Below are 14,521 nucleotides of genomic sequence, written 5' to 3'. Positions count from 1 at the left end.
CTCCTAGCTCGAAAGAATTTCCAGGTACTGCTGTGTGTGCGGTTGAAGTGGAGTCAGCTGCGGACGAGGCGGGCGATCGCGTCGGAGGCTTCGCGGACCTTCTCCTCGGCCTCCGGGCCACCACGCTGCGCGGCCTCGACCACACAGTGCGCGAGGTGCTCCTCGAGCAGCTCCAGCGAGAACGACTGCAACGCCTTGGTGGCCGCGGACACCTGAGTCAGGACGTCGATGCAGTACTTGTCCTCCTCGACCATCCGCTGCAGCCCACGAATCTGCCCCTCGATCCGCCGCAACCGCTTCAAATGACTCGTCTTCTCAGCGGTGTAGCCATGCACCTCAGCTGCCTCATCGGTGGCCATCGCGCGCTCCTCTTCCCATCTAACTACCCCTAGGGGGTATCTCCACGACCAATAAATTACCCCCTATGGGTATCCCACGCAACCCCCACGCCATACCTGCTGGGGGTATTCCGGAGAATGTGCTCCATCCCACGCGCCCCATGCAGGTACTCCGCTCGTCGCGACGAGGAGGTGCCGACGAGCAGGTGCCCGACGAGCAGGTGCCCGACGGGGAGGTGCCCGACGGGGAGGTGGCGACCGGGAGGTGGCGACCGGGGAGGTGGCGACCGGGGAGGTGGCGACGGGGGGAGCGGCTGTGTAGCGGGCGTAGGGCGGATCGCGGGGGTCGCGGGGGTCAGCTGGGGGTGCGGCGGCGGCGTGCCGCGCCGGTCAGTGCGATTGCGAGGGTGAGGACGGCGGCGGCGGCGCCGATTGCGAGGCCTCGGCGGAGGCCGGCTGGGGTGAAGGTGCAGTCGACGCGTTTGGCTGGGTTGGTGAGTTGTACTGCCATCAGGCCGCCGAAGTTTCGTGGGGTTTGGGCTTTCGCGCCGTCGACCGAGCAGGTCCAACCGTCGAGTTTCGGTACCGAGAGCACTGCCCAGCCTTTGCTGCCGGGGCGCAGCGTCGCGTGCAGAGAATGCCCGCCGGCTTGTACGTCGCTGGCGCCGGTGGCCCGCAGTCCCTTGACCGCGCCGGCCAGCGCCTTTTCGTCCAGGCAGCCGATCGCGTTCTCTGGCGGGATGCCCTGCGGCGCTTCGCCGAAGTTGACCTCGATCAGTAGGTTGCCGGTCGCCGGCACCGTGCCGAGGTCGATCATCGCGCTGCTGGTGTTGATGCCGGGCCGCCGCGTCGAGCTCAGCTCGTGCCAACTACCGCCGGGCTGCCGGGCGCGCCCGCCGACGCGGGGCATGAACAGGTAAGCGGTCGTACCTGGCGTGCACTGGGCGACCAGCTTGACCTCGCCGGTCGCGAATCGGGTGCCCTTGTACTCCGGGACCTCGTAGACCTTGGAGCCGAGTAGTTGATCCTGCGCGGCGTACGGGTTCGGTGCGTTGCTGTCAGTACTGGCGGGTGCCGGCGCGAGTCGGCGCTGGACCGTGACGAGCGGCGGCGCCTCGGAGCGGCTGATGTGTGGCGTGCCGTCGTCCGCGGGCCGCATCCGCGCTCCGACCGCGAAGATCGCATCGGTCACGGGGTTGTCCAGCGTGCGCGACGCCCGCCCGTACCCGGACCAGCCGAAGCCGAGGCCGGTCAGCAGCTGGTTGGTGGTCGACGGCAACAAACTGCTGTACAGACCGGCGCCCTGCCCGCCGAGCAGCATCGGGTCGTTGGGCGTGAGCGTCGTACCCGGCTCGGTCCGGTACTTCGGCCAGTCGCCCGCCGCGCGGATCGCGTTCAGCTGGTCGGTCTCCTTGCCGGTCCAGGCCGGCGCGGACGGGGTCAGCGCCTTCGCCCGGTACTCGTCGGTGATGATCGCGGTCCAGGTCGTCTCGACCGTCACGACCGCGAGCAGTACCGCGAAAGCTGCCGCCACCGGCAGCTTCAGCCGCCGCGTGGCGGGCATTCGCCGCAGCAGCCAAATGGTGCCGAACGCAACCAAAGTGACGGCTCCGGACACAATCAGCACGAACATCGAGTGCCGGGTCAGCAGCCGGCTGCCGTCGGACAGTACGGCGATCACGGCCACTAGCGCGCCGCCGCCGAGCAACGCGAGCGGACCAGGCAGCCGATGCGCGACCGCGACCCACGCGGCCGCGACCAGCAGGCCGCACAGCACGAACGCCTCGCGGTACTGGCTGCCGTTCGGGGTGTCGAACGCGTGCCAGAACTCCTGCGTCGGCGCCCACCGGAACGACATCGCCACTCCGACGATGGTGATCACCCAGATCACCCTGCTCCGCCAGGGCACGAACCGGTTGAACGGCAGCGTCAGCGCGAGCAGCAGCGCGACCGTGCCGACGTACAGGCTCGCGGTCTTGCCGACGCCCTCGGACAGCGGCAGCAGCCGGGACAGGAACACGTCCAGCGCGGACGGGCGGAAGATCCCGGACGGTGACGGCGTTGCGGCCCGGTTCGCGGTGATGATCGGTAGCAGGATGGGCGCGACCAAGGCTATCCCGAGCGCGAACGAAATGCCGTGCCGGATGACCGACCGGAGGCGCAGCGACCAGCTCAGGTCGCTGGTCAGCAGCCGGGCGAGCAGGTAGATCCCACCCGCGAACGTTGCCATGTAGGCGGTGTAGAAGTTGGACAGCCAGAAGACGGCGACGACCAGCACGCTGAGCACCCGATTGGTACGCCGCAACGACCACTCCGCCACCAGGAAGAACATCGGCAGGGCGATCAGTCCGTCCAGCCACATCGGGACGTACGATCCGTCGTCGAGGGCCCAGCCACAGACGCCGTACGAGGCACCCAGCATCGCGGCGACCCAGCGCGGGCCCGGACGCAGCTTCAGCAGGACGACCGCCATCGCGGCGGCCGCCAGGCCGAGTTTGAGAGTGGTGATGACGTACACGGCCAGGTCGATCCGGTCGCGGGGGAACAGCCCGACCAGCAACGACAACGGGCTGCCGAGGTCGACGCCGGCATCGGCCAGGAAGCCGACGCCGAACGCGCTCTGCCAGTTGAACAGGAAGTCACCTTGGGCCCGTCCGTGCAGGACGTCCCAGAGGTGGGCGAAGAAGGGGATGTACTGCGTGCCAAGATCGTTGGTACTGCGGGACAGCGAACCGAAGGGATAGGTACCGCGGATGATGCCGGAGGCGGTGAACACCGCCGCCACCACGACGAACGCGACGACGGCAGGTAACACCGCCGATCGCCGGCGGACAGTACCGTCCTCGGAACCCATTGGCCGCCCCTTCGTTCCGGTGGTTCGCTCGCTCAAGCTAGCGGGTAGTTCTGGTCTGGACAAGAATCGCATCACAGTCGGTACACAGGGCGGATGGGGACAACGATGCGGTTGAGTCTGGTGGTGCCGTGTTACAACGAGATCGAGGTAATCACCCGGTTCCATCAGGCGGTGAGCCGCGACCTGGCCGCCACCGGCCGTCCGTACGAGATCGTGTACGTCGACGACGGCAGCGTTGATGGGACGCTCGAGGCCCTGGTTGGGTTGGCAGCCGGTGACGAATCGGTCCGGTACCTGTCCTTCAGCCGCAACTTCGGCAAGGAGGCGGCGATGCTCGCGGGCCTCCGGTACGCGAGCGGCGACGCCGTGGTGATCATGGACGCCGACCTGCAGCACCCGCCGGAGCTGATCGGCCGGATGCTGGCCGAGTACGAGCGCGGTTTCGACCAGGTCATCGCCCGGCGTACCCGGACCGGCGACCCGGCCACCCGGACGCTGTTCGCGCGGGCGTACTACTGGCTGATCAACAAGTGGGCCGACGTGGAGCTGATGGACGGCGTCGGCGACTTCCGGCTGCTGTCGCGGCGCGCGGTCGACGGCCTGCTCGAGCTGAACGAGTACAACCGGTTCTCGAAAGGCCTGTTCGCCTGGATCGGCTTCGAGTCGATCCTGTTCGAGTACGAGAACGTGAAACCACCGCCGGACCGGAAGAGCCGCTGGACGTTCCGCAGGCTGCTCGAGTACGGGCTGGACGGGCTGCTGTCCTTCAACAACAAGCCGCTACGGCTGGCGATCTACGTCGGGCTGCTGCTCACCGCGGTCGCCGCCGGGTACGCGATCTGGGTGATCGTCGCGGCGATCGTGCACGGCGTCGAGATGCCCGGGTACGTGACGCTGATCGCGGCCATCACCGGGCTCGGCGGACTGCAGATGGTGATGCTCGGGGTGATCGGCGAGTACATCGGCCGGATCTACTACGAGGCCAAGAAGCGCCCGCACTACCTGCTCAAGCAGACCAACATGGACCCCGCCAACCGGCTGGAAAAGCCATCGGCCCCCGGTGGCAGAACCACCAGGGGCCGATAGAGGTACTACGGGCGGGTCAGACGGACAGCCGCTCCTCGGTGGAGGCCGAGAACAGGTGCAGCTTCTCCGGCAGCGCCTGCAGCCGGACCGTGGAACCCTTCTCGACGACCTGGCGGGCGTCGATGCGGGCGACGATCTGCTGGTTCGCGCCGTGCTCGGCGGTGCCGTACAGGTACGCGTCCGCGCCGAGCTCCTCGACCACGGCGACCTTCACCGGCAGGCCCTCGTCGGCGACCTTGAAGGCCTCCGGGCGAACGCCGACGGTCAGGGTCTTGTCGCTACCGGCCTTGGCCAGTACTTCGCGCGCGATCGGGATGGTGTAGTCGCCGACCTTGGCGCCACCATCGGTGATGTCGGCCTCGATCAGGTTCATCGCCGGCGAACCGATGAAGCCCGCGACGAACTTGTTCTTCGGGTTGTCGTACAGGTTCAGCGGAGTGTCGACCTGCTGCAGCAGACCGTCCTTGAGCACCGCGACCCGGTCGCCCATCGTCATGGCCTCGATCTGGTCGTGGGTCACGTAGACGGTGGTGACGCCGAGGCGCTGCTGCAGCTCGGCGATCTGGGTACGGGTCTGGACCCGCAGCTTGGCGTCGAGGTTCGACAGCGGCTCGTCCATCAGGAAGACCTGCGGGTTACGCACGATCGCGCGGCCCATCGCGACCCGCTGACGCTGACCACCGGAGAGCGCCTTCGGCTTGCGGTCCAGGTACTCCTCCAGGCCGAGCAGCTTGGCGGCCTCGAGGACGCGCTTGGCCCGGTCCTCCTTGGAGACACCCTGCATCTTCAGCGCGAAGCCCATGTTGTCGGCGACCGACATGTGCGGGTAGAGCGCGTAGTTCTGGAACACCATCGCGATGTCCCGCTCTTTCGGCGGACGGTGCGTGACGTCGCGGTCGCCGATGTAGATGGAACCCTCGTTGACCTCTTCGAGGCCGGCGAGCATCCGGAGCGAGGTGGACTTGCCGCAGCCCGACGGGCCGACGAGCACCATGAACTCGCCGTCCTCGATCTCGAGGTTGAGCTTGTCGACGGCGGGCTTGTCACCACCGGGGTAGACCCGGGTTGCCGCCTTGAACGACACAGTAGCCATGACTGTACTTCCCTTCACCGGCAGGAACGTGCCGGACGATCCGAGTAAAGGCACCCCCAGGCGGGGGAGTCCGCCCATCCTCGCCTGAGCAGCAGCTCCTGACAAGGTATCCGGGGTGTGATGTGTCCGTTCTGTTCACGGACTGGACACCTGTGCGCATCTTGCAAGTTCTTGCAGGATCTTGCTGAAAAGTCAGAGGTGGCTCGGTACAGTGCCGGGCGTGAGTAGTGGCGCGGGTGGGCGGGCACGGCTGGCGGACATCGCGGCCAAGGCGGGGGTCAGCGAGGCGACGGTGTCCCGGGTACTGAACGGGAAGCCGGGTGTCGCCGACGACACCAAGCAGTCGGTGCTGACGGCGCTCGACGTACTCGGCTTCGAGCGGCCGTCGCGGTTGCGGCGCCGGTCCGCGGGCCTGATCGGGCTGGTGATGCCGGAGCTGATCAACCCGATCTTCCCGGCGTTCGCCCAGGTGATCGAGTCGGCGCTGTCGCAGCGCGGTTTCACCCCAGTGCTGTGTACGCAGTCACCGTCCGGCGCGACCGAGGAGGAGTACGTCGAGATGCTGCTGGAGCGCGGCGTCTCCGGGATCATCTTCGTCTCCGGCCTGCACGCCGACACCGGAGCGGACCACGGGCGGTACCAGGCCCTGGTCGAGCGGCGGCTGCCGGTGGTGTTCGTGAACGGCTGGCTGCCGGAAGTGGAGGCACCGTTCGTCTCCTCCGACGAGTACGCCGCGATGGAGCTCGCCGTTTCGCACTTGGTTGCCCTCGGCCACCGCCGGATCGGGTTCGCGTCCGGGCCGGAGCGGTTCCTGGTCGTGCAGCGGAAGCTGGCCGGGTACCGGACGTCGATGAAGGCGCAGCTCGGGCTGACCGACGACGACCTCGAACCGCTGGTGGCATTGAGCATGTTCGGCGTCGAGGGCGGTGAAGCGGCGGGCCGTCAGCTGCTCGACGCCGGCGTCACGGCGGTCGTCTGCGGCTCCGACATGATGGCGCTCGGCGTCATCCGGGCCGCCCGCCAGCGCGGTCTGTCGGTCCCTGGTGACATCTCGGTGGTCGGTTACGACGACGCGCCGATGATGGAGTTCACCGATCCGCCGATGACCACGATCCGCCAGCCGGTACAAGCCATGGGCCTGGCCGCCGTCCAGTCCCTCCTGGAAGAGGTCCGCGGCCACGTCACCCCCCACACCGAGTTCCTCTTCCGCCCCGAACTCGTAGTCCGCGGCTCCACCGGCCCCGCCTGACCCCCGCACTTTGTGTACCCACCGCGCATTTTCAGAGCGGATTTCTGCGCGGTGGGTACACAAAGTCGGCTTACTTGGCCACGTGGAAGGCGGCCTGGGGGAGGGTCGCCTTGCCGTTGGCCCAGAGTTGGTTGACCTTTGAGCGTTCGGTGGAGTTCGGGTAGGCGTTGGTACAGGACGGGCCGGGGCCGCCGCCGGACATCAGCTCGGAGCACGGGCCGGAGTAGTGGTCGGGCAGGCCGAGGACGTGGCCGGTCTCGTGCGCGACGATGCGGGTCTTGTCGTACTGCTGGGACTGCGCGTAGTCGATGAAGATGTACCCGCTGCCGTGACCGTCGGTGGACGCGTACGAACCACGCGAGTCGTTGCCCTCGGTGTAGTAGAAGTCGTAGTTGCTGCCCTCGGCGAGCTTCACGTTGCTCACCGACGAGTTCCAGATCGACGTACTGGAAGCGATCTGGGACCGGAAGGTCGGTGCGTCGACGGTGTACGTGACGGTGACCGCGGTGACCTTGCGACCGCTCTTCGCCTGCTGGGCGAACTTGGCCCGGGCGGACTTCATCACGGCGTCGTAGAACGCCTTGGTGGCGGCTTCGTCCTGCGGCGAGCCGACGTACGCCGCGCGGGTGGCGGTGGTGGAGACGTTCGGGCTGGTGGCCGGCGCGGCAGTCGAGGGGGACGCTGCGAACGCGGGGACAGCCAGCGCGGCAGCGGCGAGCGCTGCGAAACCGGACAGGATACGACGATGCGACATGGAGGCCTCACTCCGAAATCGGTGGCGGAAAGCGACGGGCGGATTACCGATCGCCACCATCGGATCGTCGCAAGCGGCCCGGATTTCCGCACCCCATCACCCGAAAGCCAGGGGTTAACCCGCGCGGCAGCCGGCCGGTTCTATGCCGGACATAACTACATGGTTATGGGTTCAGGAAGGTCCGCAGATCCGCCACGATCCGGTCCGGGTACTCGCCGTTGATCGCGTGCGACGCGTCCGGGTAGAACGCGACGGTCCGCGTACGCAGCGCCTGCTCTGCGGTCCGGCGGGCCGTTGCCGGATCGTGCATCACCGACCGGCCGGCGATGATCGCGAGCACCGGCATCGGCAGCGCGCCGAGTTGCTGCTCGGTGATCCGGTGCGGTGGTGGCTGGCGGATCGTGTAGTTCTTCATTCCGGACTCGATCATGTCCGCGACCGGGACGTGCGCCACCGGTTTGCCACCGGCCGTGTACGAGTTGAAGCTGTCCCGCCACGAACGCGGCAGCCATTTGATCGTGGCCGGCAGCGAGCGCACGATGATGGCGAACGGGATGCCGTCGTACACGTTCACCGCGTCCAGGGTGGTCACCGTCGCGATCCGCTCCGGCCGGCGGACGGCGAGATTCATCGCCGTCCAGCCGCCGATCGACAGGCCGAGAAGGTTGAACTTCTGCTCCGGGAGGGCGGCGAGGGTTTGGTCGAGCCAGGCCGCCTTGTCTTCGTCGCTGGTGATGGGTTCGGTCTGGACGCTCATCCCAGGCTCGCCGAGGAGGTCGATCGCGTACACGTCGGTGATCGTGAGCAGTGAGTCCAGGTTGCCGGCCCACACCGGCGTACCGGATGAGGTGCCCGGGAGCAGGACGAGTGGGTCAACGCTGGCGGCGCTGCTCTTGAAGCGGTACGTGCGGACCGTGCCGAAGCCGGTCTGGATGTCGTGGGTCGCGTCTGGTGCGGGGACGTCGCGCATCGCGGCCGCGTACTTGGCGCGGTAGTCCTCGTACCCAGCCGGACTGTTCCAGTGTCCGAGGCGCTTCTTCGGCATGACGTCTCCTAACCGATCGGTAAGTGATCCGACCATACGGTAAGTTGAGGCCATGCCGTCAGCGCGGGGCCGGAATCTGACCTTCACCGAGGAAGCCCGCCGGGCGCAGCTGGTCGACGTGACGATCCAGTTGGTCGCCGAGCACGGGTACGCCGCGACGTCGCTCGGACGGATCGCGGAAAGCGCGGGGATCACGAAGGCGGGCGTGCTGTATCACTTCCCGTCCAAACAGGCGCTGGTCTCGGCGGCGCACGCGCGGGTCGTGTCGCGGGTGGTGGCCGAGGTCGGCGCCGCGGTGGAAGCTGCCGGGCCGGCCGAGGCGCCCGCCGCGTACATCCGCACGATGATCAGTCACCTGCACGACCACCCCCACCACGTACGCATGCTGATAGAAGCAGTCACCTCCACCCAGTCGGCGGTTGATTCCGCGGAGAGGTGGAGGGTTGTCGCGGATCTCCTGGCGACGGCGCGGGATGCTCGGGGGATTGCCGGGGAGCTCGACCTGCGATCGGCAGCGTTGATACTGGGTGGCGGGATCGACTCGATCGTGGCCGAGTCACTACGCGATCCGGCGTACGACGCGTCCGCCGCCGCCGAGCTGTTGGTTGGTTTGGTGGAGAACGGCCTGCTGTCCTGAGCTGTTGAGTGTCAGGCCTCGCCGGGGATGCCGACGTTGAGCAGCCGGGCGCCGGGTCCGCGCGTGGAGAGGCGGTCTTCCTTGTTGTAGAGGTTGCAGCGTTGCAGGCTCAGGCAGCCGCAACCTATGCACGTGTCGAGGTCGTCGCGCAGGCGCTCCAGCTCGGCGATCCGGTCGTCGAGGCGGCTGCGCCAGGACTTGGAGAGTTTGCTCCAGTCGGCGCGCGTCGGCGTCCGGTCCTCGGGCAGCGAGTCCAGTGCCTCCTTGATCTCGGCAAGCGCGAGACCGACCCGCTGCGCCGCCTGGACGAACGCGATCCGCCGCAAGGTGCTGCGCTGGTACTGGCGCTGGTTGCCGGCCGTACGCCGCGAATCGATCAGACCCTGGTCCTCGTAGAAGCGCAACGCCGACGCCGCCACTCCGGACCGCTGCGCGATCTCCCCGATCGAGAGCCAGTGCTCCTTGCTCGGGACGTTCTCCTCTCCCATACCGACACCCTAGATCCCCACCCCAAAAACTCAACCTCGCTTGAAGTGAGGGCAGGACAGTCATCGGTCCAAGGCCTGACGGGTCAGCGGCCTGAGCGCCCGCGTTCCGGGTCGATCGTGGAGCGGTGTGCGCTGTCGGACTCCGGGCGAGGCTCGCCGGCTGCCGCCGCGGGCGACGTGATTCCAGCGGTTGCTGCCCGGACCGCCCGTGCTTCTTGGCGGGAGGGCAGGGTGATGGGATCCGCGCGCTCGTCCAGACAGGTCCCGAGGCCGCCCCGCCGGAAGCAGCAGAGCTCGCCGAGTTCGGCGCCGTTGAACGCCTCCGCCGGGTACTCGGCCTGGAGCGGCTCGAGGTCGGGGAAACCTTCTTTCGTGACCACGCCGTCGGAGTCGTGCAGTCCGTCGGGGTGCGCCTCGAACTCGGTGTCCAGCCAGGTGAACGTCGCATGTGGGCTGTACCAGGGGCCCGTCTCGGCGAAATGATCCTGCGTGAACTTTTCGATCCGATCCCGGTTGTCCGGGTTCTGCTGCCAGAAGCTCAGGATCTCTTCGTTCGAGACTCCGGACGGGTCCTTGTCGGCCATTCTGCAGAACGGGCGCGCGGCGTCCACTACATCCTGCTGGAGAGCGGTCCACTCCGGCGACGCATCCCAGTGCGCCTCGACCGCGCCGTACGGGTTGTGGCGGTAGACGGCGTTGTCGATCCGTAGCGAGGAGTGCGAGGCGACCTTCTGCTGGACGGCGTCCCACATGGCAGGTATGTCTGCGGGATCGATCTCGACCTGAAGGACCGTCGAATGGGCGACGGGGATCTCGCCGTCCTCGCGGGCGAACCGTTCGCCGAGAACGAACTGGGACGGGCTCTGCCGCGCCACGTGCCGGCTGATCGTGCGAGCTGCCTGGTCGTACCGCGGAGGTAGCTTGAAGGCAATACAGATCGTGACCATCGCAGGATGGTAGGGCACGTGGTGGGCCAGTGCCGGAGGGTGACTTTCAGCTTGGGAGACCAGTGGTGGGGGTGGTCTGGATGGTCGGAGGTGCCGTCACGATCGGTTATACTTTTCTGGTGTCGGTGCGCGAGTCGCGTCACCAGAGATGTTCCAGGCGCTCCGACCCGTCGGTTTCAGCATCCGGCTGAAAACATTCCGGCGACATGGGTGCAACGCGATAGCACCCGCAGGTCGATGCCCGTCTCCTGCTGAGTACGTCACGATCCGGTCATGATTTTCGTGACCGGCGCTCACGCGTGCTGCTGCGAACCGGCAAATCGTCCGTGAATCCGAGAGAGAGTTTGCGTGACCCAGCACGACCCCGAGTCCGCCGACGGGCGGGCGAAGAAGCCCCGGCACAAGAAGCATCAGAACCAGTCGTACGGCGAGCGGATGGCGGCGGAGTCCGCGTACCAGCCGCGTCGCGAGGAGCGCCCCGAGGTCAAGGGCTACCGCTCCGAACAACCCCGCCCCGACCGAGGCCAAACCCGCCGCCCCAACCGCGACGACCGGCCGCAGTACAACGGTGGGGATCGCCAGCAGTTCAACGGTGGCGATCGGCAGCAGTTCAACGGTGGCGATCGGCCGCAGTTCAACCGGGACGAGCGGCCGCGGTTCAACCGCGATGACCGGCCGCAGTACAACGGTGGCGAGCGACAGCAGTTCAACCGCGACGACCGCTCGAAGTTCAACCGGGAGGAGCGTCCGCGGTTCAATCGGGACGACCGCCGGCAGTACAACGGTGGCGACCGCCAGCAGTTCAACCGGGACGAGCGGCCGCGTTTCAACCGCGACGACCGGCCGCAGTACAACCGGGACGACCGCTCGAAGTTCAATCGTGACGAGCGTCCTCGCTACAACCGGGATGACCGGCCGCAGTACAACCGCGATGAGCGGTCCAAGTTCAACCGGGACGAGCGGCCGCGTTACGACCGCGACGACCGGGCGCAGTACAACGGCGGCGAGCGTCCGCGTTTCAACCGGGACGAGCGTCCCCGGTTCGATCGCGACGAGCGTCCGCGTTTCAACCGCGACGACCGGCCGCAGTACAACCGGGACGACCGGCCGCGTTACGACCGCGATGAGCAGCAGCAGTACAACCGGGATGACCGGTCCCGGTTCGAGCGGAACGACAAGAACTTCCGGAAGGACGATCGACGAGTGGAGCAGGACAACCGGCGGGTACAGCGGGACGACCGCCGGGAGCAGGTGGCCCCGGCCGACCTGGGAACCGTTGCCGACGACAACCAGTTTGCCGCCCTCGGGCTGGCGCCGCGGCTGGTGCAGCGGCTGGCCCGGGACGGCATCACCGCGCCGTTCCCGATCCAGGCGGCGACCATCCCGGACGCGCTGGCCGGCAAGGACGTACTCGGTCGCGGTCAGACCGGCTCCGGCAAGACCCTCGGGTTCGGCCTGCCGACGCTGATGCGCCTGTCCGGCGGCCGGACCGAGTCCCGCCGCCCGCGCGGCATGATCCTGGTACCGACCCGTGAACTCGCGATGCAGGTACACGACGCCCTCGAGCCGCTCGCGCACGTGATGAACGTGTCGCTCAAGCTGATCGCCGGCGGACTCCCGTACCCGAAGCAGATCGACGCGCTCCGGCGTGGTGTCGACCTGCTGATCGCCACGCCCGGCCGGCTGATCGACCTGTGTGAGCAGGGCGCCGCCGACCTCGGCGCGGTCGAGGTCGCGGTCCTCGACGAGGCCGACCACATGTGCGACATGGGCTTCATGCCGGCCGTCACCACGCTGCTCGACATGACCCCGTCCGAGGGTCAGCGGCTGCTGTTCTCCGCGACGCTGGACAACGACGTCGACACGATCGTGAAGACGTACCTGAAGGACCCGGTGATCCACTCGACCGACGCCGCGCAGGCGGCCGTCACGACGATGGAGCACCACCTGCTGGTGATCGAGCCGGCGCACAAGCAGTCACTGACGGCCGAGCTGGCCAGCCGGGACGGGCGGACGATCGTGTTCGTCCGGACCAAGCTCGGCGCGGACCGGGTCGCCACCCAGCTGCGGGACCGTGGCGTGATGGCCGCGGCGCTGCACGGCGGTCTGACCCAGGGCGCGCGGAACCGTACGCTCGAGCAGTTCAAGGACGGTTCGGTGCCGGTACTGGTGGCGACCGATGTCGCGGCCCGCGGTATCCACGTCGACGACGTCGGCCTGGTGGTTCAGGCGGACCCGGCGGCGGACCACAAGGACTACCTGCACCGCGCCGGCCGGACGGCTCGCGCTGGTGGTGAGGGCGCGGTCGTCACGCTCGTCCTGCCGCACCAGCGGCGCGGGATGATCCGGCTGGCCGAGTCCGCGGGCGTGGACGTCGAGCCGGTCCGGGCGCGTCCGGGTGACGAGGTCGTCACCGGGCTGACCGGCGGCAGCCGCCCGTCCGGGTACCCGGTGAAGCTGCCGGCCCCGAAGCCGCGCAACAACAAGGGCGGCCGGCGCTTCGGCGGCACCCGCCCGGGCCGCGGCCACGACTCCCGAGGCAGCAACGGCCCCCGCCGCGGCAACGGCCCCCGCCGCACCGACGGCAAGTCCTACCAGCACTAACCCACCCGCCCCACAGATCCACCTGCACCACAGATCCACCTGCACCACAGATCCACCTGCACCACAGATCCACCTGCACCACCCGACAGCACCCCGGTCGACCGCTTGGATGCCCGGATCCATTTGAGTGGTTAACCTCTCGACACGCCCCTTCACCCCCTGCAGGCAGGAAGTGAAGGGGCGTTGTCATGGGTTAACCCCCGAAATGGCGCGGGGCGGGGGCAGCGCGGCGTGGGGGCGGCCCGGCAGCGCAGCGCGGGGCAGCGCAGCGCAGCGCGGGGCAGCGCGGGGCGGGAGCGGGGTGGGAGCGGGGTGGGTGGTGAGGATGGGTGGGTTAGGTGAGGGCGGTCCAGAGGTGGGCGAGGATGGTGGCGGTTTCGTCGGGGGACAGGGGGACTAGTTCGAGCATGAGTTCGTTGTCGTCGATGCGGTCGGTCATCACGTAGATGGGTGGGGTGCCGGCTTCCAGTTCGGTGGCGAGGCGTTTGGCGTCGGGGACCTTGAGCAGTACGCGGGACACCTGGAGGCCGGTCGGGTCCGGTACGACCTCGGCGGTGAGGTCCGGGATCCGCCCGGCCGCGGCGACGAAGGCGTCCACCTTGGCGAGCTCGTCCGCTTCCCATTTCACCCGGTCGAACGCCTGCCATTCCTCCAGTGCGGCGAGTACGCCGACGATCGCCTCCTTGGACGGCTTCATCACCCGCCCGATGCCCTTCTCCTGGGCGCGTACGGCCTGTACGAGCGGCCAGCTGCCGGCCACGATGCCCGCGGTCGGTGAGCCGAGGTACTTCTGCCCGCTCACCAGCACCAGATCGGCACCGGTCGCCAGCAGGTCCGCGATCCGCGGGAACTGCGCCGCCGCGTCGATGATCGCCGGCACGCCACGGCGATGCGCCGCCCGGATCGCCGACACCAGGTCGATCGGTTCGCCGCGGGTCAGCCGGGACGCGACCAGCATCAGGCAGGCGACGTCCGGCCCGTCGAGCTCGGCCTCCAGGTCGGCGATCGTGCACCCGTCCGCGGAGCCCGCGAGATCGACCTGCGCGCCGGACAGCCGGATGCCCTGCAGGTTGGTGTGGCCGTAGTCGACGACGTGCGATGCCGGCAGGACGACCCGGTTGTGCAGGTCGCTGGTGTCCGGCAGCGTACTGATCCGGCGCGGGTCGCCGCCGGTCATGGTGGCCGCGACGGACAGGGTGACACCGGCCGCGGTGCAGTGTACGACCGCGCCGGCCTGGGCGCCGGTGACCTGCGCGATGGCTTCGCTGGCGCGGTCGCCCAGCTCGTCCATCACGAAGAATTCGGGCAACGCCTGGGCGACGGCCGCGGCCACTCCGTCGGGACTCCGGTACACGCCGAGCGGCGTGTACGTCCCCTTGGCATTGATCACCACACTCAAGCGGTAACGATCATGGATGCTCATGGT

12 protein-coding genes are annotated in these 14,521 nt (G+C 68.2%); 4 read left to right on the top strand and 8 right to left on the bottom strand.

Annotation, left to right across the window (positions count from 1 at the left end):
• Nucleotides 1-53 precede the first annotated feature (53 nt).
• Nucleotides 54-359: a metal-sensitive transcriptional regulator gene (locus HDA44_RS21365; RefSeq protein ID WP_184837096.1), complete on the bottom strand. Its 306-nt coding sequence runs from the start codon at nt 357-359 to the stop codon at nt 54-56.
• 334 nt (nt 360-693) lie between these two features.
• On the bottom strand, nt 694-3,192 hold the full coding sequence (locus HDA44_RS21360) for a YfhO family protein (RefSeq protein WP_184837094.1): 2,499 nt from the start codon (nt 3,190-3,192) through the stop codon (nt 694-696).
• A gap of 93 nt (nt 3,193-3,285) precedes the next feature.
• On the opposite strand from HDA44_RS21360, the gene HDA44_RS21355 reads away from it, so the two are divergent.
• On the top strand, nt 3,286-4,278 hold the full coding sequence (locus HDA44_RS21355; protein ID WP_238352509.1) for a glycosyltransferase family 2 protein: 993 nt from the start codon (nt 3,286-3,288) through the stop codon (nt 4,276-4,278).
• Between the two features lie 16 nt (nt 4,279-4,294).
• Here the strand turns inward: HDA44_RS21355 and HDA44_RS21350 are convergent, their stop codons facing one another.
• Entirely contained in the window at nt 4,295-5,371 is a 1,077-nt protein-coding gene (locus HDA44_RS21350) for an ABC transporter ATP-binding protein (protein WP_184837092.1), read from the bottom strand.
• A 220-nt stretch (nt 5,372-5,591) separates the two neighbouring features.
• Here HDA44_RS21350 and HDA44_RS21345 point away from each other — a divergent pair, with 220 nt between their 5' ends.
• Nucleotides 5,592-6,620 (top strand): substrate-binding domain-containing protein, encoded by a 1,029-nt coding sequence (locus tag HDA44_RS21345; protein ID WP_184837090.1) that lies wholly within the window; start codon nt 5,592-5,594, stop codon nt 6,618-6,620.
• 70 nt (nt 6,621-6,690) lie between these two features.
• Here HDA44_RS21345 and snpA read toward each other — a convergent pair whose 3' ends face one another.
• On the bottom strand, nt 6,691-7,374 hold the full coding sequence (gene snpA / locus HDA44_RS21340) for a snapalysin (protein ID WP_184837088.1): 684 nt from the start codon (nt 7,372-7,374) through the stop codon (nt 6,691-6,693).
• 163 nt (nt 7,375-7,537) lie between these two features.
• Nucleotides 7,538-8,419, bottom strand: a complete 882-nt coding sequence (locus HDA44_RS21335; protein WP_238352508.1) for an alpha/beta fold hydrolase — start codon at nt 8,417-8,419, stop codon at nt 7,538-7,540.
• A gap of 52 nt (nt 8,420-8,471) precedes the next feature.
• On the opposite strand from HDA44_RS21335, the gene HDA44_RS21330 reads away from it, so the two are divergent.
• On the top strand, nt 8,472-9,056 hold the full coding sequence (locus HDA44_RS21330) for a TetR/AcrR family transcriptional regulator (protein WP_184837085.1): 585 nt from the start codon (nt 8,472-8,474) through the stop codon (nt 9,054-9,056).
• Nucleotides 9,057-9,067: 11 nt separating this feature from the next.
• Here the strand turns inward: HDA44_RS21330 and soxR are convergent, their stop codons facing one another.
• Together soxR and HDA44_RS21320 are read right to left on the bottom strand one after the other, a co-directional pair.
• Nucleotides 9,068-9,544 (bottom strand): redox-sensitive transcriptional activator SoxR, encoded by a 477-nt coding sequence (gene soxR, locus HDA44_RS21325; RefSeq protein ID WP_184837083.1) that lies wholly within the window; start codon nt 9,542-9,544, stop codon nt 9,068-9,070.
• An 83-nt stretch (nt 9,545-9,627) separates the two neighbouring features.
• On the bottom strand, nt 9,628-10,491 hold the full coding sequence (locus HDA44_RS21320; RefSeq protein WP_184837080.1) for a hypothetical protein: 864 nt from the start codon (nt 10,489-10,491) through the stop codon (nt 9,628-9,630).
• Nucleotides 10,492-10,839: 348 nt separating this feature from the next.
• Between HDA44_RS21320 and HDA44_RS21315 the strand changes: the two genes are divergently transcribed.
• Nucleotides 10,840-13,095 (top strand): DEAD/DEAH box helicase, encoded by a 2,256-nt coding sequence (locus tag HDA44_RS21315; RefSeq protein ID WP_337906220.1) that lies wholly within the window; start codon nt 10,840-10,842, stop codon nt 13,093-13,095.
• Between the two features lie 334 nt (nt 13,096-13,429).
• Here the strand turns inward: HDA44_RS21315 and HDA44_RS21310 are convergent, their stop codons facing one another.
• Nucleotides 13,430-14,518 carry an aminotransferase class V-fold PLP-dependent enzyme gene (locus tag HDA44_RS21310; protein ID WP_184837078.1) on the bottom strand — a complete coding sequence of 363 codons (1,089 nt, stop codon included), beginning with the start codon at nt 14,516-14,518 and terminating at the stop codon, nt 13,430-13,432.
• Nucleotides 14,519-14,521 lie beyond the last annotated feature (3 nt).

It is taken from the genome of Kribbella solani (genome assembly GCF_014205295.1).
Classification (GTDB): Bacteria; Actinomycetota; Actinomycetes; order Propionibacteriales; family Kribbellaceae; genus Kribbella; species Kribbella solani.
The sequence above is the reverse complement of the archived record's forward strand: the minus strand, read 5'-3'. Positions and strand labels throughout refer to the sequence as shown.